We start from the raw sequence: 23,421 nt of genomic DNA on the forward strand, positions 1-23,421 counted from the left end.
GTCAGCCCGCCTCCAGCCCCGGCAGGAACCGGCTCGCCCCGAACGCCGGTTTGAGGTCCGTGAACCACGTCGCCCCCTCGTCGTACGCGGCGAAGAAGGGGCGGCCGACCAGGTCCGGGTCGCGGGCCTGGATCAGGTGGAGCGCGAAGACCTTCTCGCCGGCCACCTCGGCGACGCCGTCCACGCAGACCTTGCCCGGCATCGCCGACATCACAGGACCGCGGACCGTACGGGCGAGGCCCGACACGCGGGCGTAGGCGTCGCGGAAGATGGCGTGGCCGCGGGCCAGCGGAACGCCGAAGTAGCCCTGGGGGCCGGTGTCCCGCTCCACGAACTGGTAGTACGGCACCGCGCCGAGCGTGGTCGTCTCCTCCCAGAGCTCGGCCCAGGCGTCCGCGCTGTCGTTGATCCCGGCCACCAGCGGGCCCTGGCAGCGGATCACGGCCCCGCTGTCGCGGACGCGCCGCATCGCCTCCCGGACGACGGGCGGACGGAGCTCCTGCGGATGGGTGAAGTGGGCCATCAGGGCCAGATGCCGGCCGCTCGCCACCACCTCCTCGAAGAGGCGCAGCAGATCGTCGGCGTCGCGGTCGGTGGTGAAACGGTACGGCCAGAAGGCGAGGGACTTGGTGCCGATGCGGATCGAGCGGACGGTGTCGATCCGCAGCAACGGCTCGACGTAGCGGCGCAGCACCTCCGTGCTCATCACCAGGGGGTCGCCGCCCGTGACCAGAATGCTGGCGACCTCGGGGTGGGCGCGCAGATAGGAGCCGGTGGCCGCGATGTCGTCGGTCGCGATGCGCAGGTCCGCCTCGCCGACGAACTGCGGCCAGCGGAAGCAGTAGGTGCAGTAGGCGTGGCAGGTCTGGCCCTGGCGGGGGAAGACCAGCACCGTCTCCGGGTACTTGTGCTGGAGGCCGGTCAGCCGCTGCCCCTCGTGCACGGGGACGTTGGCGTCGAGCTGGCCGGAGGGGTGCGGGTTGAGCCGCATCCGGATCTCGTGCGCGGCGCGCTGGATCTCCGCGCGTGGGGCGTCCCCGGCCAGCAGGTCGGCCATCCGGCGGACGTCGGGCGGGGGCAGCATCCCGGCCTGCGGGAAGGTCAGCCGGAAGACGGGGTCCTCGGGCACGGCCGACCAGTCGATCAGCTCGTCGACGACATACGCGTTGGTACGGAACGGCAGTACCGAGGAGACCGCCCGCAGCGCCAGCCGCTGATCGTCCGTCAGAGGGACACGCCGGAGCAGACCGTCCAGGTCACGGGGCGTGAAGGCGCGAAAGCGGGGGTGGTGCGCTGAGCTCATGTGTGGCGGGGCCCTCTGTTCATTCCGTGACCAGGACCGTGGACGGCCGCAACTCCACGAAGGCGGCCGCCTGCGCATCGTACTTCTCCCCGAAGACGTGGATGAGCCGCCGATGCAGCTCGCTCTCGTCGTCGACGACGATGACGTCGTGCGCGCCGGACCCGCTCAGTGCCTCGCTGTAGGCGCTGAGTTGGTCGAGCCGGCGGCGGGCCAGGTAGGTGACGAGGTCGGGGGCGGCGACGTACAGGCGGTCGTCGAGGAAGACGAAGTGGCAGACGAACTCCCGTCGCCCGTCCGTGGCGTCGACGAGGGTGACGGGAAGGCGGGTGAACCGTTCCATCGGCTTGCCCTGCTGCCAGAGTTCGTCGAAGCGCTGTTCCACGAAGGTGCCCAGCGGGGAACGGACCGCGACCTCCAGCTGGACGCCCTCGCCGGAGAGCCGGCCGACGGTCAGGAAGGAGACCAGGCAGCGCTCGTCCCAGCGGTAGAGGGTGACACCGGGGGAGGTGGAGCACAGCCGTACTTCGAGCAGTTGCCGGGAGGTGGCGTCCAGGCGGCGGGCGAACCCGTCCAGGGTGCGCAGGTTGCGCATGATGTCGCGGCGGATGTCGGCACTCTGCTCGCCCAGTTCGCGGCCGCGCAGGATGACCGCGAGGGAGTCGGGGTCCAGGAGCAGGATCTGCACCCGGGCGCCGCTCGCGGTGGCGGATCTGACGCCCCGGAACAGGCGCTCGGAGAACTGTGGTCCGAACAGGTTGGAGAAGGTGTCCAGGACCTTCACGTTGGAGGTCGAGCCGTGCACCTGGGCGGCGAACCACTCGTAGTCCAGTCGGGTGTGCTCGCGGACCCGGCCCTCCTGGGCGCGGGATATCAGCGGGCCGATGACGAACACGGTGACGACCACGCCGACGATGTCGGTGCCGAGGTTGAGGGCGAGGTTCTGCCCGTAGTTGTCCATCGTCGAGGCCCGCCACAGCAGCAGGCCCGCGACGGCGGTGAGCAGGGCGAGCACCGTGAGGCTCTGCGGGCGGCGCGGCGTGCGTAACGTGCGCATCAGCCAGCGCAGCCGAGGCACCGGCGACCGTCCGCTCACGCGTGCTCCCTCCCCCGTGTGGAATCAGGAGATACCCGTACGGGGGAGGTGATACGCGTCGAACGCCCAGCCGAAGATCGCCTGTTGGTGCGATCGGCCGGATCAGCCGAGCCGGTGCATCCAGCCGTGCTTGTCCTCCACCGTGCCGCGCTGGATGTCGAGGAGCGCCTCGCGGAGCCTGAGGGTGACCTCGCCGGGCTCGCCGCCCGACTGCTGCCACTCGGCGTCCGTGCGCTTGACGGTGCCGACCGGGGTGATCACGGCGGCGGTGCCGCACGCGAAGACCTCGGTGAGGGTGCCGTTCTCCGAGTCGCGCTGCCACTGCTCGATGGAGACCCGGGCCTCCTCGGACTCGTAGCCGAGGTCGCGGGCGACGGTGAGGAGGGAGTCGCGGGTGACGCCTTCGAGGATCGAACCGGTGAGGGTCGGGGTGACGATCTTGTCCCCGTACACGAAGTACAGGTTCATGCCGCCGAGCTCCTCGACCCACTTGTGCTCGACCGCGTCGAGGTAGCAGACCTGGTCGCAGCCCTGGGCCGCGGCCTCGGCCTGGGCGAGCAGGGAGGCCGCGTAGTTGCCGCCGGTCTTGGCGTCGCCCATGCCGCCGGGGACGGCGCGGACGCGGTCCTCGGAGGCCCAGATGGAGACCGGCCTGACCCCGCCGGGGAAGTAGGCGCCGGCCGGGGAGGCGATGACCAGGAAGAGGTACTCGTTGGCCGGCTTGACGCCCAGGCCGACCTCGGTGGCGATCATGAAGGGGCGCAGGTAGAGGGATTCCTCGCCGCCGTGCGCCGGGACCCACTCCTTGTCCTGCTGGACCAGCAGGTCACAGGCCTCGATGAAGGTCTCCACCGGCAGCTCGGGCATGGCGAGCCGGCGGGCGGAACGCTGGAAGCGCTTGGCGTTCTGGTCGGGGCGGAAGGTGGCCACCGAGCCGTCGGGGCGACGGTAGGCCTTCAGGCCCTCGAAGATCTCCTGGGCGTAGTGCAGGACGTTGGTGGCCGGGTCGAGGGGGATCGGCGCGTACGGAACGAGCTGGCCGTCGTGCCAGCCGCGGCCCTCGGTCCACTTGATCGTCACCATGTGGTCGGTGAAGTGGCGGCCGAATCCGGGGCTGGCCAGGATCGCCTCGCGCTCGGCGGCGGCGAGCGGGTGCGCGGACGGCTTGAGCTCGATCGTGGGCGTCGTCATGGGTAGGTGTCCTTCACCGGTTGTAGTGATGGGCCGCGCTCACACCCTTGTCATAGGACGTCCGAGCATTCCCTCATGGCGCGGCTCCGCGTTCGATTATCGCGCGGGGGCCGGGGTGGAAGGAATCGGGGTGAATGCGGACCGGGGTAGATGGTGGCACCCGGCGGCAGGCATGGGAAAGCCGCCGGGCGCTGATGCGACCCGGCGGCTTCGAAGATCTGCAGAAGCTCGGCAGGTCAGCCGGCTACTCGTACGGCGAGCGCGTCGCCGATCTCCGAGGTGGAGCGGGCGGGCTCGCCCTGGCGTGCGGTGAGGTCGGCGGTGACGGCCTCCTCGACGCGAACGGCCTCGGCCTCGTAGCCGAGGTGGCGGAGCAGCAGGGCGACGGACAGGACCGTGGCGGTGGGGTCGGCCTTGCCCTGGCCGGCGATGTCGGGCGCGGAACCGTGGACCGGCTCGAACATCGACGGGAACTCGCGGCTCGGGTTGATGTTGCCGCTCGCCGCGACGCCGATGCCGCCGGAGACGGCCGCGGCGAGGTCGGTGATGATGTCGCCGAAGAGGTTGTCGGTGACGATGACGTCGAAGCGACCGGGGTCGGTGACGAGGTAGATCGTCGCCGCGTCGACGTGGATGTAGTCCGTCGCGACCTCGGGGAACTCCGCGGCGACCTTGTTGAAGATGTTCGTCCACAGGTGCCCGGCGAAGGTCAGCACGTTGTTCTTGTGGACCAGCGTGAGCTTCTTGCGCGGGCGGGCCTGGGCGCGGGCGAAGGCGTCCCGGACGACGCGCTCGACGCCGAAGGCCGTGTTGACGGAGACCTCGGTGGCGACCTCGTGCTCGGTGCCCTTGCGGATGGTGCCGCCGTTGCCGGTGTACGGGCCCTCGGTGCCCTCGCGGACCACGACGAAGTCGATCTGCGGCTCACCCGCGAGCGGGGTGGCGACACCCGGGAGCAGCTTCGACGGACGCAGGTTGACGTGGTGGTCGAAGGCGAAGCGCAGCTTCAGCAGGAAGCCGCGCTCCAGGACGCCGGAGGGGACGCTCGGGTCGCCGATGGCGCCCAGCAGGATGGCGTCGTGCTGCTTCAGCGCGTCGAGGTCGGCGTCGGTGAGGGTCTCACCGGTGGCGTGGTAACGCTGGGCGCCGAAGTCGAACTCCTTGGTCTCCAGCTTCACGTCCTGCGGGAGGACGGCGGAGAGGACCTTGAGGCCTTCGGCCACGACTTCCTGCCCGATGCCGTCACCGGGGATCACTGCGAGACTGATGCTGCGAGACATGCGGGCACCCTACTCCTCGTCCCACGGGATGACACACACCGTCCGACATACGGACACGGCGGGTCGTTCCGTCGACGGGCGTTCACCCGTACGTATGACCGGTGTTGGCCTGCGCTGGGCATCTTTCCCGACATGACCGTGCCTTCCAGGGGGACACCCCCCGAATCCCCCGTCCCCGACTTCGGCATCCCGCCGCGACTGGCCGCCCGGATGAGCATGGCCGAGCAGTACGAGTATCTGCGCGCCCGGCTGGTGAGCCGCCGCACCCTGGTGACGGCGGGCGCGGTGGCGGGCGGCGGGCTGGTCACCGGCTGCGCGACGAAGTCGGCGAGCCCGGCGCCGGCCACCTCGGCGGTGCGGGGCGCGGCGGTCGTGCCGTTCGGCCGCCATCTCGCCTTCGGCGCCGATCCGCGGACGCAGATGCGGATCTCCTGGCAGGTGCCGTTCGCGGTGCGGAAGCCGTTCGTGCGGATCGGGACGCGCCCGGACCAGCTGGGCACGCGCGTCGCCGCCGAGATCCGGCACCTGCACACGCCCGGCGTGCAGGGGGTGCGCCCGGTGGTCGAGCAGTACTACGTCCACGCGGCCCTGGACGACCTCACGCCCGGCACCACGTACTACTACGGCGTCGGCCACGACGGCTGGGACCCGGCCGCCCCCGGCCACCGCTCCGCCATCACCCCCTTCCGCACCGCGCCCGCGAGCCCGGAGCGGTTCGTGTTCACGGCCTTCGGCGACCAGGGCGTGAGCCAGGCCGGGAAGGCCAGTGACAACGCGCTGCTGAAGCAGAACCCCGCCTTCCACCTGCACGCCGGCGACATCTGCTACGCGGACGGCAACGGCGCCGGGAAGACCTCGGACGGCTACGACGCCCGGGAGTGGGACCGGTTCCTGAAGCAGAACGACCCGGTGGCGCGGTCCGTCCCGTGGATGGTGACGACCGGCAACCACGACATGGAGGCCTGGTACTCCCCCGACGGCTACGGCGGCCAGTACGCCCGCTTCGCCCTCCCGGACAACGGCTTCGACCCGCACGGCGCGCCGGGCGTGTACGCGTTCACCTACGGCAACGTCGGCTTCGTGGCGCTGGACGCGAACGACGTGTCGTACGAGATCCCCGCCAACCTCGGCTACAGCGGCGGCCGGCAGACCAGGTGGCTGGAGAAGAAGCTGAAGGAGCTGCGGGCGGCGAAGGGCGTGGACTTCGTCGTCGTCTTCTTCCACCACTGCGCCTACTCGACGTCCTCGCACGCCTCCGACGGCGGGATCCGGGCGGCGTGGCTGCCGCTGTTCACCGAGTACCAGGTGGACCTGGTGATCAACGGCCACAACCACGTCTACGAGCGCACGGACGCGGTGAGGGGCGGCGGGGTCGGCCGCGCGGTCCCGGTCGGCGGCTCGACCGACCCGACGCGGGACGGGATCGTGTACGTCACGGCGGGCGGCGGCGGGCGGAACCTGTACTCGTTCCCGTCCGGGGTCAAGGACAGTTACGAGGGGCACGTCACCCGGCACGACGCGGTGGACAGCTTCCACTGGGTGAAGGGGCAGCACAACGTGGCGGAGACGGTGGAGTGGTCGCGGGTGCGGTACACCGGCTTCTCCTTCCTCAAGGTCGAGGCGGAGGCGGGTACGGCCCCGAGGCTGAAGGTGTCGGCGCTGGCGCAGAGCGGTGCGCGGATCGACCACTTCGAGGTACGGCGCGGACAGTGATCCGCAGGGTACGGCGCGGCTGTCCCGGCCGCGCCGCACCCCGTGCGGGTGCGGCTCCCGTCGAGGGGGCGTTACACGTGCTACCGGCGTGGATGCCTGGTGCCCGGCGGCCGCTCAGTGGCCGGTCTCGCCGCCGTTGTCACGGCGGTCGAGGGCGCGCTGGAGGGCGGCGGCGGCGTTCTTGCGCTCGGACTCGCTCGTGCGGGACACGTGGCGGACTCGGCGGCGGACGGTCGTCTCGGCCATGGGAATCGACTCCTTCGACGTACACGGAGTACGGCAGGGGGGATACGAGACGCCGGAAGGGGCGGGGAGCGGTGCCGCAGGGGTTGCCTGCACGGGGCCCGGCTCACGACCGCCATTCGCTTGATCGAGCGAGACGTTCGGCTCCTACAAAAGTAAGGGAGCGGCCCGCTTCTGTCTGCACAATTACTCGGACTTCCTACTATCTGAGACGGCGAAGCCGGTCACACGGCCGTGAGCTGGGGTTTTGACGGTTGGGACGGATGGGGCGAACGGGTTACATGACGTCCCCGTCCCGCCAGTCGAAGATCAGCTCGTGGGCCGGGTCGAGGACGTCCCCGGCGAGGCCGGGCCACACGTACACGTCCCCCTCCTCGTCCGCGAGCCGCACGATCCCCTCCTCCGGGGACACGGCGCAGACCCGGCCGTCCCAGCGCCGCCAGCCCCGGACGGTGTAGAGCCGGGCCCCGTCCTCGCTGGCGGACAGCGCACCGAGGTCGTACGCCCGGTCGACGATCCCCTCCAGCGCCGCCATCACCTGCCCGCCCAGGCCCCGGCGGCGGGCGTCGGGCCGTACGCCCACCGCCTCGACGTAGCCGACGCGCAGCCAGCGGCCCCGGTGCCGGGCGCGGCGCATCACGACGGAGCCGTGGGCGGCGATCCCGGCCTCGTCGCGGACGAGGGCGTGCAGGCCGCCCAGTCCGTGCTCCCAGTCGGTGTCGGCGAAGTCCCCGCCGAACGCCTCGTGCAGGAGGGCGCGGGCGGCGCGCAGGTCGGCGGGGTCGAGCTCGGCGGTGTGGGCGACATGGAGAGACATGGCCCCAGTGTCGTACGGGACCACCGGGCGACGGGGCGGTACGGACCGGAGCCGGGCATGGGAACGGGCCGGGAAGCCTGCTCGTGGGTCAGGCTTCCCGGCCCGTGCTCGGGGGGCTGGGGGTCAGCCCATGTGCGGGTACGCGTAGTCGGTCGGGGCGACCAGCGTTTCCTTGATCGCGCGGGTCAGCGTCCAGCGCAGCAGGTTCTGCGGGGCGCCGGCCTTGTCGTTGGTGCCGGAGGAGCGGCCGCCGCCGAAGGGCTGCTGGCCGACGACGGCACCGGTCGACTTGTCGTTGATGTAGAAGTTGCCGGCCGCGTAGCGCAGCTTCTCCATCGTGTACGCGGCGGCGGCGCGGTCGTTGGAGATGACCGAACCCGTCAGCGCGTAGTCCGACACCGACTCCATCTGGGCCAGCATCTCGTCGTACGTGTCGTCCTCGTAGACGTGCACGGCGAGGAACGGGCCGAAGTACTCGGTGCGGAAGACCTCGTTCTCCGGGTCGCTGCAGACGACGACGGTCGGGCGGACGAAGTAGCCGACCGAGTCGTCGTAGGAGCCGCCGGCGACGATCTCGCAGGACGGGTCGGTCTTCGCCCGGTCGATCGCGGCCTTGTTCTTGGCGAACGCGCGGTCGTCGATCACGGCGCCGATGAAGTTCGACAGGTCGGTGACGTCGCCCATGGTCAGGTAGTCGACCTCGGCCGCGAACTCCTCACGGAAGCCGTCGTTCCAGATGGACGCGGGGAGGTAGGCACGGGAGGTCGCCGAGCACTTCTGGCCCTGGTACTCGAAGGCACCGCGGGTGAGCGCCGTCTTGAGGACGGCCCGGTCGGCGCTCGGGTGGGCGACGAGGAAGTCCTTGCCGCCCGTCTCGCCCACCAGACGCGGGTAGGAGCGGTACTTCTCGATGTTGTTGCCGACCGTCTTCCACAGGTACTGGAAGGTCTTGGTGGAGCCGGTGAAGTGGATGCCGGCGAGGTCCCGGTGGACCAGGGCGACCTTCGACACCTCGATGCCGTCGCCGGTGACGAGGTTGATGACGCCCTTGGGGAGACCCGCCTCCTCCAGCAGCCGCATGAGCAGCACGGCCGCGTGGGTCTGCGTCGGAGACGGCTTCCAGACGACGACGTTGCCCATGAGAGCCGGGGCCGTCGGCAGGTTGCCCGCGATCGCGCTGAAGTTGAACGGCGTGATCGCGTAGACGAAGCCCTCCAGCGGGCGGTGGTCGAGGCGGTTCCAGACGCCCGGGGAGTTGGCCGGGGGCTGCTCGGCCAGGATCTGGCGGGCGTAGTGGACGTTGAACCGCCAGAAGTCGACCAGCTCGCAGGGGCTGTCGATCTCGGCCTGCTGGGCGGTCTTGGACTGGCCGAGCATGGTGGAGGCGGCGATGGTCTCGCGCCAGGGGCCGGCGAGCAGTTCGGCGGCGCGCAGGATGATCGCGGCCCGGTCGTCGAAGGACATCGCGCGCCAGGCGGGCGCGGCGGCGAGGGCCGCGTCGATCGCGTCCTGGGCGTCCTGCTGGGTGGCATGGCGCCCGGTGCCGATGACGGCCTTGTGGTTGTGCGGCTGCACGACCTGGAAGGGCTCCCCGCCGCCGAGCCGCTGCTCGCCGCCGATGGTCATCGGCAGCTCGATCGGGTTCTCGGCCAGCTCCTTGAGCTTCGCCTCCAGCCGGATGCGCTCGGGCGAGCCGGGGGCGTAGCCGTGCACCGGCTCGTTGACGGGGGTGGGGACCTGGGTCACAGCGTCCATGGGATCCGTAACTCCTTGTACGTGAGCGGGTGTTGCAGGGCGGCGGGCGGGCGGGATGGCGCTTCAGCCCTTGCTGAGCATGGAGCGGGCGAAGAAGCGCAGGTTCGCCGGCTTCTCCGCGAGCCTGCGCATGAAGTAGCCGTACCAGTCGGTGCCGTAGGCGGTGTAGACGCGCATGCGGTGGCCCTCGGCGGCGAGGCGCAGGTGTTCGTCGCTGCGGATGCCGTACAGCATCTGGAACTCGTACTCGTCGGGCTTGCGGCCGGCGCGCCGGGCGAGTTCCTGGGCGATGGAGATGAGGCGCGGGTCATGGGAGCCGACCATCGGGTAGCCCTCGCCCTCCATCAGGGTCCGCAGAATCCGCACGTACGCCTTGTCGATCTCGTGCTTCTGCTGGTAGGCGACCTCGGCGGGCTCCTTGTAGGCGCCCTTGACCAGGCGGACGCGGCTGCCGGCCTCGGCGAGGCGGCGGGCGTCGGCCTCGGTGCGGAAGAGGTAGGCCTGGATGACGCAGCCGGTCTGCGGGAAGTCCCGGCGCAGCTCCTCGTGGATGGCGAACATCGAGTCGAGGGTGGTGTGGTCCTCGGCGTCGAGGGTGACGGTGGTGCCGATGGCGGCGGCGGCCTCGACGACCGGGCGGACGTTGGCGAGCGCCAGCTCGTGGCCGCCGTCCAGCGCCTGCCCGAACATCGACAGCTTGACCGACATCTCGACGCGCTCGCCCAGGCCCAGCCCGCGAAGGCGTTCGACGAGTGCCAGGTAGGCGTCCCGGGCGGCGGTGGCCTGCTCCGGGGTGGTGATGTCCTCACCGACGACGTCCATCGTCAGCTCCAGGCCGCGGCCCGTCAGCTCCTCGATGATCGGGACGATGTCGGTGACCGACTCGCCGGGGATGAAGCGGTCGACGACCTGCTTCGTCACCGGGGCCGCCGAGATCAGACGTCGCATCCGGTCGCTGCGCGACGCGGCGAGAATCACGGGACCCAGCACGGGGCACCTCCACAACACATGCCGGACAGGCCGCGATCCGATGATTCGGATACGGCACGGGGAACCACCGTGATAGTCAAGGATCCCTCCGATCGTGGGCCATCGACAGCTGTCACGCATCCGTGCCGCAGATCTCAGACAGATGTATGAAGGCGTCCGTGAATTGCGGGAGAATGCCCGGGTGACGTCGGAATTCAAGGGTGACTACCAGGAGCTGGTCGACGAGATCTCGGAGCTGCTGGGCGTCCCGGCGACCCTGGAGAACCGCGACTTCGAGCTGATCGCCTTCGGGGTGTACGACAGTGAGGGCGACCTCGATCCGTCGGCGCTGGACCCGGTCCGCACCCGCTCGATCCTGACCCGGCGCTCCACGGCGGCCGTCCGCACCTGGTTCGAGGGCTTCGGCATCACCCGGGCGACCGGGCCGGTCCGGATCCCGCCGACCCCGGAGGCCGGGGTGTACCGGGGGCGGATCTGCCTGCCGGTACGCCATCGGGGTGTCGTCCTCGGCTACCTCTGGCTGCTCGACTCCGATCCGGGTCCGACGGACGCCCAGCTGGCCGCCGCCATGGGGGTGGCGGGGCGGATCGGGGCGCTGCTCGCGGACGAGGCGCAGGCGGGGGCGGGCCTTGGCCGCGAGCTTCGGGCGGTGCTGGTGGCGGAGAGCGGCTGGCAGCGGGACATGGCGGTGGCCGAGCTCCGTACGGCCCTGGGCGCCCGTGGGGACGGCCCGCACACGCTGGTCTGTGTCGCCCCCTGGCCGTCCGCCGACCCGGACGACGCCCCGTCCCCGCGTACGGTCCCGCACGCCACCGCGCTGTGCGCACTGCCCTGGGGGGCCACCGGGCACAGCCTCGCCGTGCTGGTCCGGCTGCGCAGCGCGGACACGGCCACCCCGGCCCTGACGGCCGCCGCCCGGCTCCTCAAGGAGGCGGAGGAGGCCCGGTCGGCGGCGGCGCGCGGCGCCGGGGCGCGAACGGCGGCGGCCGTGGCCGCGGGCTTCACGGGGCCGGTCCCGGCCGCGCAGCACTGCGCCGCGGGCGTGGGCGAGGCCCGGACGGGGCTGGCCGAACTGGGCGCGGTCTGGCAGGAGGCGTCGGCGGCCGCCCGGGCCGCGCTGGCGGAGCCGCGGTTCGGGCCGGTCACGCGGTGGGCGGACATCGGGCCGTACCGCCTGCTGACCGCACTGCCGCCGCAGACCCCGCAGGACCCGGCCGTGGCCCCGCTCCTCACCCCGGCCCAGCACGAACTGGCCCGCACGGCCGAGGTCTACCTCGACCACGCGGGCCAGGCGGGCCGCACGGCCACCGCGCTCGGCATCCACCGGCAGACCCTGTACTACCGCCTGTCCCGCGTCGAGCAGCTCACCGGCCTCGACCTGGACGACGGCGAGGACCGCCTGCTGCTGCACATGGCGCTGAAGGGGGCCCGGCTCGCCTGAGGTGCGCCTTTTCCGTGCCATGTGCGGGTGCCGGTCGGCGTATGCTCCGCGTGTTCACATCAAGGATGTCGGCGGGGGCGGACATGGGCGATTCGGGTCCGGACATACGGCACGGCGCGGCGGCCGCTCCGCCGCCGGCGGAGGAGCGCGGGGCGGGCAGACAACCCGGGCCGGGCCGCCGGTCGGCCGCGCTGGGGGTCGCCGCACTCGCCCTGGCGGGGTTCGCCGCCGGAGCCGTCTGGCTCTTCCGGGACGACCTGCCCCACCCGCTCGGCGACAGACGCGCCTGCGCCGGAAGCGACCAGCGGCTGCCGGACCGGATCGTCGTGCACGGCACGCCGATTCCCTCGGACGCCTCCGACGTCCACTACTTCACCCGGAACGGCCGCGCCGTCCTGTCCTTCCGCAGCGGCCTGCTCTCGGACTACCTGCGCGGTGCGGGCATCGTGCCGGCGGGCGCGGACCTGTTCGACAGACGCCACGGCAGCGTCGGCGTGGCCGGCGAGCCGTACAAGCTCCCGGACGGCCTGTGCGGACCCGCCCTGCAGAGCCCCGTCTGGCACTACGGCTCCGCCGACGGCGTCCGGGTCACCGTCGAGCGCTCGCCGCTGTACGGCGACGCGCTCCGGTTCCCGGCCCGCGCCGTGGTGACGTACCCGCTCGGCTGACCCGGCGCACCGGCGCCGCGCGGCCGTCGGCGTCCGCGCCGCGTCAACTCCGGTTCGCGGCCTCGACGATCTGGCGCAGCCCCGCGGCGAGCGCGTCGCCGTCGGGCGCGGTCTTCGGGTCGAAGGTCCACTGCGAGATGAGGCCGGACATCAGGGTCATGTAGAAGCGGCCCAGGGTGTCGGCGGTCTCGTCGGAGACGTCCTCCTCCGGCACGCCCATCAGCAGCGAGGTCAGCCCCCGGCCGCCCTCGCGCTGGGCGCGCGCCAACTGGTCGCGCACCTCCGGCATCTGATCGCCCATCGCCATGATCTCCACGCTGAGCCGCCACATCGTGCCGGGCCCGCGCATGCTGTCGACGATGTTCGACCACACCTCCCGGAACCGTTCGAGGGAGCCGGGCGCGCCGGTCAGTCCGGCGTCGCCGCCGTCGAAGGACATCTCCTCCACCAGTGCGATGTAGGCCTGCGCGAGCAGCGTGTCCTTGGAGCCGTAGTGGTAGCCGATCGAGGCGAGGTTGGTCCCCGACTCCTTGACGATGTCGCGCGCCGTCGTCCGCGCGAACCCCTTCTCCAGCAGGCAGCGCTTGGCGCCTTCCAGCAGATCCTCACGGTGTCCCATGCGCACCACCCTACCCGGGATCCATACAACCGTCCTAGACGCATGAATTATACAAGCGTTCTAGACAAGCGTTTAAGACGCCCGTACATTTCCTGGCATGACGAACCCGACGAACCCGACGAGCACCACCGCACCACCGACCACCCCACCTCGGGCCGGGCGCCGCGAATGGACCGCACTCGGCGTGCTGATGCTTCCGCTGCTCCTGGTCTCGATGGACGTCTCGGTCCTCTACTTCGCCCTCCCGGCGATCGGCGCGGACCTGGCACCGAGCGGCACCCAGCAGCTGTGGATCCTCGACATCTACGGCTTCGTCCTGGCCGGCCTGCTGATGACGATGGGTGCGCTGGGCGACCGCATCGGCCGCCGGCGTCTGCTCCTGTTCGGCGCCGCGGCCTTCGGCGGCGCCTCGCTGCTCGCCGCGTACGCGGACAGCGCCGGGACCCTGATCGCCGCCCGCGCGGTCCTCGGCATCGGCGGCGCGACCCTGATGCCGTCCACGATGGCCCTGCTGCGCACGATGTTCACCGACCCCGGCCAGCGCGCGAAGGCGATCGGTCTGTGGTCCGGGGTGATGACCGGCGGGATCGCGCTCGGCTCGGTGATGAGCGGGATCCTCGTCGAGCACTTCTGGTGGGGCTCGGTCTTCCTGGTCAATCTCCCGGCGATGGCCCTGCTCCTGCTGCTCGGCCCGTTCCTGCTCCCCGAGTCGAGGAACCCCTCCCCCGGCCGCTTCGACTGGCCGAGCGTCCCGCTCTCGATGGCCGCCGTGCTCCCCGTGGTCTACGGCGTCAAGGAGATCCCCTCCGAGGGCTGGCACCCGCTCTACGTCGTCTCGGTCACCGTCGGCCTGCTCTTCGCCGCCCTCTTCGTCCACCGCCAGCGCACCACCGGCTCCCCGCTGATCCCGCCGGCCCTGCTGAAGGGCCACGGCTTCACCCCGGCGCTGGTCCTGAACCTCGTCGCCTCGCTCGCCATGATGGGCTCGGCGATCTTCACCACGCAGTATCTGCAGTCGGTCCTCGGGATGAGCCCGCTCGCGGCGGCGCTGTGGAGCCTGCTGCCCTCGGTGTTCATCGGGGTCGCCGGACCGGTCACGGCACAGCTGGTCCAGCGGGGCGCCGACCGGGGGTACGTCGTCGCGGGCGGCTTCGCGGCCATGGCGGCCGGGTTCGCGCTGCTCGCCCTGATCGGCACCGACTCGCTGTGGCTGGTGCTGACCGGGGCCGGTGTCCTCGCCTGCGGGATGGTCGCGATCGTGTCCCAGCTGACCGACCTCGCGCTGACCGGCGCACCGGTGGAGCGGGCCGGGACGGCGTCCTCGCTCCTTGAGACGGCCGCGGAGTTCGGCGGTGCGCTCGGCATGGCCGTGCTGGGCTCGATCGGTACGGCGGTCTACCACCACGAGATGCCGGCCACGGCCCCGGCCGGGGCCCGCGAGACGCTGGGCGGTGCGCTGGCGACGGCGAGCCGGCTGCCGGGGCCCGCGGGAGAGGCCCTGACCCGGACCGCACGGGAGGCGTTCACCGGCGGGATGCAGGGGGCGGCGATCGCGGGGGCGGTGCTGCTGACGCTGGCGGCGGTGGGAGCGGCGGCGACGCTGCGAAGGAGGTGACCACACAAACGCCGGACGGGCTGGTTTCCCAGCCCGTCCGGCGTTTGAGGACAAGACGCAAGCCTTCCAGCCCACCGAGTCGGGTGGGCGGTTGGGCAAAAAATCAGACGAGGTTCACCGATCGAGCGGACGTCGCCCCGATCTCCGCTTCCACCTCGGCCAGCACGCCGGAGCCAACCGTGTCATCGACGGTGAGAACAGCGAGCGCCTCGCCGCCCGCCACCGCCCGGGACACCTGCATACCGGCGATGTTGATCCCGGCCTCCCCCAGGATGCGGCCGACGGTGCCGACAACACCCGGCCGGTCCTCGTACCGCAGCACCAGCAGGTGGTCGGCGATCGCGAGGTCGACGTCGTAGTCGCCGACCGCGACGATCTTCTGGAGGTTCTTCGGCCCGGACAGCGTGCCGGAGACCGAGACCTCCTCGCCGTTGCCGAGGGTGCCGCGCACGGTGACGACGTTGCGGTGGTCGGCCGACTCCGAGCTGGTGGTGAGGCGGACCTCGACACCGCGCTCCTGCGCGAACAGCGGCGCGTTGACGTACGACACCGTCTCGTCGACGACGTCCTCGAAGACGCCCTTGAGCGCGGACAGCTCCAGCACCTTCACGTCGTGCTGGGTGATCTCGCCGTAGACCTCGACGTCGAGGCGGACCGCGACCTCACCGGCGAGCGCGGTGAAGATGCGGCCGAGGCGCTCGGCGAGGGGCAGGCCCGGCTTGACGTCCTCGGCGATGACACCGCCCTGGACGTTGACCGCGTCCGGGACCAGCTCGCCGGCGAGGGCGAGGCGGACGGACCTGGCGACCGCGATGCCCGCCTTCTCCTGGGCCTCGTCGGTGGAGGCACCGAGGTGCGGGGTGCAGACGACCTGGTCCAGCTCGAAGAGCGGGGAGTCGGTGCACGGCTCCTTGGTGTAGACGTCGAGGCCGGCGCCGGCGACCCGGCCCTCCTTGAGCGCCGCGTACAGCGCCTCCTCGTCGACGATGCCACCGCGCGCGGCGTTGACGATCCGCACCGACGGCTTGACCTTGCGCAGCGCCTCGTCGCCGATCAGACCGACCGTCTCGGGGGTCTTCGGAAGGTGCACGGTGATGAAGTCGGCGACTTCGAGCAGCTCGTCCAGCGACAGCACCTTGACGCCCATCTGGGCGGCGCGGGCGGGCTGGATGTAGGGGTCGTACGCGACGACCTTCATGCCGAAAGCGGACATGCGCTGCGCGACCAGGGCGCCGATGCGGCCGAGGCCGACGACACCGAGGGTCTTCTCGGCGAGCTCGACGCCGGTGTACTTGCTGCGCTTCCACTCGCCGTTCTTCAGCGCGGAGTTGGCCTGCGGGATGTGGCGGGCGCTGGAGATCAGCAGACCGCAGGCCAGTTCGGCGGCGGTCACGATGTTGGAGGTCGGGGCGTTGACGACCATCACGCCGGCCTTGGTGGCGGCGGAGACGTCGACGTTGTCCAGGCCGACGCCGGCTCGTGCGACGACCTTCAGCTTCTTGGCCGCGGCGATCGCCTCGGCGTCGACCTTGGTGGCGGAGCGGATCAGGATCGCGTCCACGTCGGCGATGGCGGGGAGCAGCTCGGCTCGGTCTGCTCCGTTGGTGTGCCGGATCTCGAAGTCCGGGCCCAGCGCGTCGACGGTGGCGGGCGACAGCTCTTCAGCGATGAGTACGACAGGTTTCGAGCTCACGTGAGTCCTCACAGGTCCAATGCGGACGGCCGTCCCGACGGCCGCAGGCGGTGGAGGTTGGCTAGCCGCGTGGAGACGCACGACGCTGTGGGCCTGACGCGTATGTAGTACGGCAGTGTAGTGCCGTGGCGGAGGGCGTCCTGCGCCTCTGCGGAAGGATCACCCGTCCGAGATTCGACGGGGCGGACAACAGGGCCGGGGCAGCTCGCCCCGGCCCTGTCACCTGGGGCTTACGCGTCTTCGTTCACCCAGGACATCAGCTTGCGCAGCTGCTTGCCGGTGGTCTCCAGCAGGTGCTCGGAGTCCTGCTTCTTGTACTCGTTGTACTTCTTCAGACCGCCGTGGTACTCGTCCATCCAGTTGTTGGCGAAGGTGCCGTCCTGGATCTCGGCGAGGATCTGCTTCATCTCGGCCTTGGTGGCGTCGGTGATGATCCGCGGGCCGGTGACGTAGTCGCCCCACTCGGCGGTCTCGGAGACCGACCAGCGCATCTTCTCCAGGCCGCCCTCGTACATCAGGTCGACGATGAGCTTCAGCTCGTGCAGGCACTCGAAGTAGGCGATCTCCGGCTGGTAGCCGGCCTCGACCAGGGTCTCGAAACCGGCCTTGACCAGGGCGGAGGTACCACCGCAGAGGACGGCCTGCTCACCGAACAGGTCGGTCTCGGTCTCCTCGGTGAAGGTCGTCTTGATGACGCCGGCGCGGGTGCCGCCGATGCCCTTCGCGTACGACAGCGCCAGCGCGAAGCCGTTGCCCGTGGCGTCCTGCTCGACGGCCACGATGCAGGGCACGCCGCGGCCCTCCTCGTACTGACGACGGACGAGGTGGCCCGGGCCCTTCGGGGCGACCATGCAGACGTCGACGCCGGCCGGGGGCTTGATGAAGCCGAAGCGGATGTTCAGGCCGTGGCCGAAGAACAGCGCGTCGCCGTCGTTCAGGTTGGGGGCGATGGACTCCTCGTAGACCTGGGCCTGGATCGGGTCCGGCACCAGGATCATGATGACGTCGGCCTCGGCGGCGGCCTCGGCCGGGGTCACCACGCGCAGGCCCTGCTCCTCGGCCTTCGCCTTGGACTTGGAGCCCTCGTGCAGACCGACACGCACGTCGACACCCGAGTCGCGCAGCGACAGGGCGTGGGCGTGACCCTGGCTGCCGTAGCCGATGACCGCGACCTTGCGGCCCTGGATGATGGACAGGTCGGCGTCGGCGTCGTAGAACAGCTCGGCCACTTTGGGTTCTCTCCTTGGTGTGCAGGTGTTGCGTCCCACCGTATGACGGCGGGCGGAAGGGAAGTCTCGGGGTCTCGGCATACGGGCGGTCGGCGCGCCGGTCACGGCCGTCGGCCGCCCGTATCAAGCCTTGCTCAAGCCTTACGCAGATCGGTCGAGGGCGCGCAGCGACCGGTCGGTGATCGAACGGGCCCCGCGCCCGATCGCGATGGTGCCGGACTGCACCAGCTCCTTGATGCCGAACGGCTCCAGCATCTTGAGCATGGCGGTCAGCTTCTCGCTGCTGCCGGTGGCCTCGATGGTGACGGCCTCCGGGGAGACGTCGACGGTCTTGGCGCGGAACAGCTGGACGATCTCGACGATCTGGGAACGCGTCTCGTTGTCGGCGCGCACCTTCACCAGAACGAGTTCCCGCTGAACGGCCGAACCCGGCTCCAGTTCGACGATCTTGAGCACCTCGACGAGCTTGTTGAGCTGCTTGGTGACCTGCTCCAGCGGCAGGGCTTCGACGCTCACCACGATCGTGATGCGGGAGATGTCGGCGTGCTCGGTGACCCCGACGGCGAGCGAGTCGATGTTGAAGCCGCGGCGGGAGAACAGGGCGGCGATCCGGGCGAGGATGCCCGGCTTGTTCTCCACCAGGACGGAGAGCGTGTGCTTGGACATTTTCTTCTGCGTCTCTCTCTTACGTCTCTCGCTCAGTCGTCTTCGTTGTCGCCGAAGTCGGGGCGGACGTCCCGGGCGGCCAGGATCTCGTCGTTGGAGGTGCCGGCGGCGACCATCGGCCACACCATGGCGTCCTCGTGGACGATGAAGTCGACGACGACCGGGCGGTCGTTGATGGAGTTCGCCTCTTCGATGACCTTGTCGAGGTCGTCCGGGGACTCGCAGCGGATGGAGTAGCAGCCCATGGCCTCCGACAGCTTGACGAAGTCGGGGACCCGGGTGCCGCGGGCGTCCGGGTTGACGTCGTCAGGACCGGAGTGCAGCACCGTGTTGGAGTACCGCTGGTTGTAGAAGAGGGTCTGCCACTGGCGGACCATCCCGAGGGCGCCGTTGTTGATGATGGCGACCTTGATCGGGATGTTGTTCAGGGCGCAGGTGGTCAGTTCCTGGTTGGTCATCTGGAAGCAGCCGTCGCCGTCGATCGCCCAGACGGTCCTGCCGGGCTGGCCGGCCTTGGCGCCCATGGCGGCCGGGACCGCGTAGCCCATGGTTCCGGCGCCGCCGGAGTTCAGCCAGGTGGCGGGCTTCTCGTACTGCACGTAGTGCGCGGCCCACATCTGGTGCTGGCCGACGCCCGCCGCGAAGATCGTGCCCTCCGGGGCGAGCTGCCCGATGCGCTCGATGACCTGCTGCGGCGAGAGCGACCCGTTGTCGGGCAGGTCGTAGCCCAGCGGGTAGGTCTCGCGCCAGCGGTTGAGGTCCTTCCACCAGGCCGCGTACTTCGACTTGGCGGCCTCGCCCTGCTGGCCCTCGCTGTGCTCCTTCTGCACCGCCTGGACCAGGTCGGCGATGACCTCGCGGGCGTCACCGACGATCGGCACGTCGGCGGCGCGGTTCTTGCCGATCTCCGCGGGGTCGATGTCGGCGTGGACGATCTTCGCGTACGGCGCGAAGCTGTCCAGCTTGCCGGTGACGCGGTCGTCGAAGCGGGCTCCGAGGGCGACGATCAGGTCGGCCTTCTGCAGCGCGGTGACGGCGGTGACCGCACCGTGCATGCCCGGCATTCCCACGTGCAGCGGGTGGCTGTCGGGGAATGCGCCGAGCGCCATCAGGGTGGTGGTGACGGGCGCTCCGGTGAGCTCGGCGAGGACCTTGAGCTCGGCGGTGGCGTGCGCCTTGATGACGCCGCCACCGACGTAGAGGACCGGCCGCTTAGCGGAAGTGATCAGCCTGGCGGCCTCACGGATCTGCTTGGCGTGCGGCTTGGTCACCGGACGGTAGCCGGGCAGGTCCATCACCGGCGGCCAGGAGAAGGTGGTCTTCGCCTGGAGGGCGTCCTTGGCGATGTCGACGAGGACCGGGCCCGGGCGGCCGGTCGAGGCGATGTGGAACGCCTGCGCGATCACCCGGGGGATGTCCTCGGCCTTGGTGACCAGGAAGTTGTGCTTGGTGATCGGCATGGTGATGCCGACGATGTCCGCCTCCTGGAAGGCGTCCGTGCCGATCGAGGAGGACGCGACCTGCCCGGTGATCGCCACGAGCGGCACCGAGTCCATGTGCGCGTCGGCGATCGGCGTCACCAGGTTGGTGGCGCCCGGTCCCGAGGTCGCCATGCAGACGCCGACCTTGCCGGTGGCCTGCGCATAACCGGTGGCCGCGTGCCCGGCGCCCTGCTCGTGCCGGCACAGGACGTGGCGCACCCGGGTGGAGTCCATCAGCGGGTCGTAGGCGGGCAGGATCGCGCCACCGGGGATGCCGAATACCGTGTCAGCGCCGACCTCCTCAAGCGAGCGGATGAGGGACTTCGCACCCGTGACGTGCTCGACGGGCGCGGACTGCTGTCCTCCGGAACGGGGCCGCGGCTGCGGATGGTGGGCCCCGGTGGCCTGCTCGGTCATCGGCATTCTCTTCTCGATGCTGAGGGTTTTTGCGAGGTTCGTACGGATTTCTGCTGCCGTACGTCTGGTGCTGGTGCAACAAAAAACCCCTCGTGCCAAAAGGCAAGCGAGGGGAGCGCGCCGGTGTGGTCGCTGGGGATTCCGGATCGTCCTCCGGTGGGTCCCAGCTCAGCCGACGCGCTGTCCAAGTACGAGAATTCGGGTGCGCATGAGACTGACCCTCCCCCTGACGCGCACCACGTGTCAAGTGGGTGGGACGGGAGTCTCATTATGTGAGCGAAGGGCACTACCGCCTCCGAGCACCGCGGGTACACCGGCGGGGACACCACTGGTGTACACCCCCGAGCCGCCGCCCGCGAACGCCGGCTCGGCCGGTGCGTGCGGAACGGGATAGTGGCCGGAACCGAGCGCCCGGCGCAGCCGGTACTCGTCCACCGGGCCGGAGAAGGCCATGCCCATCCCGTGCGTGCACCCCATCGCGCGGAGCGCCGTGACCTGCTCGGGCAGGTCCACGCCCTCGGCCACCGACTGGAGGCCGAGATCGCAGGCGATCCGCAGCAGCCCGCTGGTGATCTTGTGCAGCCGGGCCGACTCGACGACCCCCTCGACCAGACCGCGGTCGAGCTTGAGCACGTCGACGGGGAGCTTGCGGAGGGCCGTGATCGCCGCGTAGCCGCTGCCGAAGCCGTCCAGCGCGATCCGGACACCGTGCCGGCCGAGCGCGGTCAGCCGCCGCTCCAGCTCGTCCAGCGGGACTCTGGGGTCGGTGTCGGACAGCTCCAGGACCAGCGCCCCCGAGGGCAGCCCGTACCGGGTGAGCAGGGCCTCCACGGAGCTCAGCGGCGAGGACCGGTCGAGCAGCCGCCGGGCGGACGTCCGGACGGCGACCGGCACCACGAGCCCGCCCGCGGCCCGCTCGGCGGCCTGCTCGACCGCCTCCTGGAGGATCCAGCGGTCCAGCTCGGAGGTCTTGTCGCTGTCCTCGGCCACCCGTAGGAACTCGGCCGGCGTGAACAGCACCCCCTGCGAGGAGCGCCAGCGCGCCTGCGCGGAGACCGATTCGATCCGGCCGTCCTCCAGGCACACCACGGGCTGGTGCAGCAGCGCGAACTCGCCGTCGTGCAGAGCGGCCCGCAGCCGGGTGGCCAGTTCCGCCTTGCGTACGACGTCCTGCTGCATCTGCGGCTTGTACAGCTTGACGCAGCCCTTTCCGGACGACTTGGCGCGGTACATCGCCAGGTCGGCGTTGCGCAGCAGCTCACCCGCGCCGAGACCCGGTTCGGCGAAGGCGACACCGATGGACGCGTTGACACGGACATCGTTGCCGTCAATGGCGTACGGCTGGGAGAGGGTCGTCCTGAGGCGGTCGGCGAGCTCCAGGATGTGCCGCTCCCGGGCACTGCGGTCACGGGTGCCGTCACCGACGATCAGCGCCGCGAACTCGTCGCCGCCCAGCCGGGACGCGGTGTCGCCGTGGCGGACCGTGCCCTGGAGTCTGCGCGCGGCCTGGACGAGCAGTTCGTCGCCGGCCTGGTGCCCGATCGTGTCGTTGACGGCCTTGAACCCGTCCAGGTCGATGAAGAGCACCGCCGTGTTCCGCAGGGCCGGGCCCCGGTCGGAGGAGCGGCGGCCGGACAGGGCCTGCTGCACGCGCCGGGTGAACAGGGCGCGGTTGGGCAGGTCGGTGAGCGGGTCGTGCTCGGCGTTGTGCTGGAGCTGCGCCTGCAGGCGCACTCTTTCGGTCACGTCCCGGCTGTTGAAGATGAGGCCGCCGTGGTGGCGGTTGACGGTGGACTCGACGTTGAGCCAGCCGCCCTCGCCGGAGCGGAACCGGCACTCGATGCGGGTGGTCGGTTCGTCCTGGGAACTGGCGGCGAGGAAGCGGCGCACCTCGTGCACCACGCAGCCCAGGTCCTCCGGGTGGATGAGGTTGGCCAGTTCCGAGCCCACGATGTCCTCGGCCGGGCGTCCGTAGACCCCGGCGGCGGCCGGGGAGACGTACCGGAGGATGCCGTTGGGCGCGGCGATCATGATGACGTCGCTGGAGCCCTGCACCAGGGAGCGGAAGTGGTTCTCCTGCTGCGCCAGTTCCTGGGTGAGGGTGATGTTGTCGAGCAGCATGATGCCCTGGCGCACGACGAGCGCGAGGACCACACAGCCGGCGGTGATCAGGACGACGTGGTCCGGACTGCGGCCGTTCAGCACGTTGTAGAGGATGCCCAGGGTGCACACGGCGGCGGCCAGGTACGGGGTGAGCGCGGCCAGCGAGCCGGTGATCGGCCGGCCCGCCGGGTAACGGCTGTGATCGCCTCCCGGCGCGGGCGCGGGCGGCTGCTTGGGCGCCGCGGCCCGGCCGCCGGGCACGTGCTCGTGGACCACGCGCGTGTGCCCGTCGGGATCCTGGGCGCCCGTCGCCCGGGGTGCGGCCCAGGGGGCGTACGCGAGCAGCAGCGAGCCGGCGAACCAGCCCGCGTCCAGCAGCTGGCCGGAGCGGTAACTGCTGTGCAGCAGCGGCGAGGTGAACAGGGCGTCGCACATCACGGTCAGGGCGAGGGCGCCGATCGCGGTGTTCACCGCGGTGCGGTTGCCCGGCGAGCGCCTGAAGTGCAGCGCGAGCACCATGCTGACCAGGGCGATGTCCAGCAGCGGGTACGCCAGCGAGAGCGCGGTGTGCGCGACGCTGGGCCCGTCGAACCGGGCGGCCTGGGCGAGCGCGAGGCTCCACGACAGGGTGAGCAGCGAGCCGCCGATCAGCCACGCGTCCAGCGCCAGGCAGATCCAGCCGGCCTTGGTCACCGGCCGCTTGGCCAGCACCAGCAGACCGACGATGGCGGGCGGCGCGAAGCACAGGAAGAACAGGTCGGCGTAGCTGGGGCTGGGTACCGGCCGCTGGAGCACGACCTCGTACCACCCCCAGACCGCGTTGCCCAGGGCCGCCATCGCCGAGGAGAGGGCGAACAGCAGCCAGGCGGGTCGAAAGCGGACCCGCGGCGAGCGGGCGTACAGGAAGCACGACACGGCGGCGGTGCCGGCGGCCGCGGTCAGACCGAAGTCGCCCATGAACAGGGCGATCTGGTTCGAGCCCCAGTCGAACGCGGAACCGACGGCGTATCCCGCGCAGAGCAGGGCCAGGACGAGTTGGCGGACCACGCCGGTCCCGCCGCCGGTGACCGGCGGCCGGGGGTGCGGCATCCCCGCCGGAGGCTG

At 70.9% G+C, this 23,421-nt stretch carries 18 protein-coding genes; 4 read left to right on the plus strand and 14 right to left on the minus strand.

What is annotated here, in order from left to right:
• Position 1 precedes the first annotated feature (1 nt).
• From SSP29_RS01265 to SSP29_RS01280, 4 genes are all read right to left on the minus strand, one after another.
• The gene (locus SSP29_RS01265) at positions 2 to 1,303 is read right to left on the minus strand and encodes a KamA family radical SAM protein (RefSeq protein ID WP_089098571.1); all 1,302 of its coding nucleotides are present in this window, start codon (positions 1,301 to 1,303) and stop codon (positions 2 to 4) included.
• Positions 1,304 to 1,322: 19 nt separating this feature from the next.
• Positions 1,323 to 2,396 carry a hypothetical protein gene (locus SSP29_RS01270; protein ID WP_089098572.1) on the minus strand — a complete coding sequence of 358 codons (1,074 nt, stop codon included), beginning with the start codon at positions 2,394 to 2,396 and terminating at the stop codon, positions 1,323 to 1,325.
• A gap of 102 nt (positions 2,397 to 2,498) precedes the next feature.
• Positions 2,499 to 3,587, minus strand: coding sequence for a branched-chain amino acid aminotransferase (locus tag SSP29_RS01275; protein WP_089098573.1), 1,089 nt, complete (start codon positions 3,585 to 3,587; stop codon positions 2,499 to 2,501).
• Between the two features lie 236 nt (positions 3,588 to 3,823).
• Complete coding sequence (locus tag SSP29_RS01280; RefSeq protein WP_089098574.1) at positions 3,824 to 4,867, minus strand: 3-isopropylmalate dehydrogenase; 1,044 nt, start codon at positions 4,865 to 4,867, stop codon at positions 3,824 to 3,826.
• Between the two features lie 132 nt (positions 4,868 to 4,999).
• Here SSP29_RS01280 and SSP29_RS01285 point away from each other — a divergent pair, with 132 nt between their 5' ends.
• Positions 5,000 to 6,580 carry a purple acid phosphatase family protein gene (locus SSP29_RS01285; protein WP_150133351.1) on the plus strand — a complete coding sequence of 527 codons (1,581 nt, stop codon included), beginning with the start codon at positions 5,000 to 5,002 and terminating at the stop codon, positions 6,578 to 6,580.
• Positions 6,581 to 6,694: 114 nt separating this feature from the next.
• Here the strand turns inward: SSP29_RS01285 and SSP29_RS60855 are convergent, their stop codons facing one another.
• The 4 genes from SSP29_RS60855 to SSP29_RS01305 all read right to left on the minus strand — a co-directional run bounded on the left by SSP29_RS60855 (position 6,695) and on the right by SSP29_RS01305 (position 10,385).
• Positions 6,695 to 6,826: a hypothetical protein gene (locus SSP29_RS60855; RefSeq protein WP_089098576.1), complete on the minus strand. Its 132-nt coding sequence runs from the start codon at positions 6,824 to 6,826 to the stop codon at positions 6,695 to 6,697.
• A 274-nt stretch (positions 6,827 to 7,100) separates the two neighbouring features.
• Positions 7,101 to 7,640 (minus strand): GNAT family N-acetyltransferase, encoded by a 540-nt coding sequence (locus SSP29_RS01295; RefSeq protein WP_089098577.1) that lies wholly within the window; start codon positions 7,638 to 7,640, stop codon positions 7,101 to 7,103.
• A gap of 123 nt (positions 7,641 to 7,763) precedes the next feature.
• Complete coding sequence (gene pruA / locus SSP29_RS01300; protein WP_089098578.1) at positions 7,764 to 9,395, minus strand: L-glutamate gamma-semialdehyde dehydrogenase; 1,632 nt, start codon at positions 9,393 to 9,395, stop codon at positions 7,764 to 7,766.
• A gap of 63 nt (positions 9,396 to 9,458) precedes the next feature.
• On the minus strand, positions 9,459 to 10,385 hold the full coding sequence (locus SSP29_RS01305; RefSeq protein WP_089098579.1) for a proline dehydrogenase family protein: 927 nt from the start codon (positions 10,383 to 10,385) through the stop codon (positions 9,459 to 9,461).
• Positions 10,386 to 10,527: 142 nt separating this feature from the next.
• Here SSP29_RS01305 and SSP29_RS01310 point away from each other — a divergent pair, with 142 nt between their 5' ends.
• Both SSP29_RS01310 and SSP29_RS01315 read left to right on the plus strand, forming a co-directional pair.
• Positions 10,528 to 11,826: a PucR family transcriptional regulator gene (locus SSP29_RS01310; protein ID WP_150133353.1), complete on the plus strand. Its 1,299-nt coding sequence runs from the start codon at positions 10,528 to 10,530 to the stop codon at positions 11,824 to 11,826.
• An 83-nt stretch (positions 11,827 to 11,909) separates the two neighbouring features.
• Complete coding sequence (locus SSP29_RS01315) at positions 11,910 to 12,494, plus strand: hypothetical protein (protein WP_150133354.1); 585 nt, start codon at positions 11,910 to 11,912, stop codon at positions 12,492 to 12,494.
• A gap of 43 nt (positions 12,495 to 12,537) precedes the next feature.
• Here SSP29_RS01315 and SSP29_RS01320 read toward each other — a convergent pair whose 3' ends face one another.
• On the minus strand, positions 12,538 to 13,113 hold the full coding sequence (locus tag SSP29_RS01320) for a TetR/AcrR family transcriptional regulator (protein ID WP_089099748.1): 576 nt from the start codon (positions 13,111 to 13,113) through the stop codon (positions 12,538 to 12,540).
• 97 nt (positions 13,114 to 13,210) lie between these two features.
• Here SSP29_RS01320 and SSP29_RS01325 point away from each other — a divergent pair, with 97 nt between their 5' ends.
• Positions 13,211 to 14,728, plus strand: a complete 1,518-nt coding sequence (locus SSP29_RS01325) for an MFS transporter (RefSeq protein WP_089098581.1) — start codon at positions 13,211 to 13,213, stop codon at positions 14,726 to 14,728.
• 103 nt (positions 14,729 to 14,831) lie between these two features.
• On the opposite strand, the gene serA is transcribed toward SSP29_RS01325, so the two are convergent.
• The 5 genes from serA to SSP29_RS01350 all read right to left on the minus strand — a co-directional run bounded on the left by serA (position 14,832) and on the right by SSP29_RS01350 (position 23,406).
• Complete coding sequence (serA, locus tag SSP29_RS01330) at positions 14,832 to 16,421, minus strand: phosphoglycerate dehydrogenase (protein ID WP_089098582.1); 1,590 nt, start codon at positions 16,419 to 16,421, stop codon at positions 14,832 to 14,834.
• Between the two features lie 230 nt (positions 16,422 to 16,651).
• The gene (gene ilvC / locus SSP29_RS01335) at positions 16,652 to 17,650 is read right to left on the minus strand and encodes a ketol-acid reductoisomerase (RefSeq protein ID WP_089098583.1); all 999 of its coding nucleotides are present in this window, start codon (positions 17,648 to 17,650) and stop codon (positions 16,652 to 16,654) included.
• A 141-nt stretch (positions 17,651 to 17,791) separates the two neighbouring features.
• On the minus strand, positions 17,792 to 18,316 hold the full coding sequence (gene ilvN, locus SSP29_RS01340; RefSeq protein ID WP_046726929.1) for an acetolactate synthase small subunit: 525 nt from the start codon (positions 18,314 to 18,316) through the stop codon (positions 17,792 to 17,794).
• A 32-nt stretch (positions 18,317 to 18,348) separates the two neighbouring features.
• Positions 18,349 to 20,214, minus strand: a complete 1,866-nt coding sequence (locus tag SSP29_RS01345) for an acetolactate synthase large subunit (protein ID WP_174855910.1) — start codon at positions 20,212 to 20,214, stop codon at positions 18,349 to 18,351.
• A 243-nt stretch (positions 20,215 to 20,457) separates the two neighbouring features.
• Entirely contained in the window at positions 20,458 to 23,406 is a 2,949-nt protein-coding gene (locus SSP29_RS01350; protein WP_438363779.1) for a putative bifunctional diguanylate cyclase/phosphodiesterase, read from the minus strand.
• Positions 23,407 to 23,421 lie beyond the last annotated feature (15 nt).

This window comes from Streptomyces hyaluromycini (assembly GCF_002217755.1).
GTDB classification, from domain to species: Bacteria; Actinomycetota; Actinomycetes; order Streptomycetales; family Streptomycetaceae; genus Streptomyces; species Streptomyces hyaluromycini.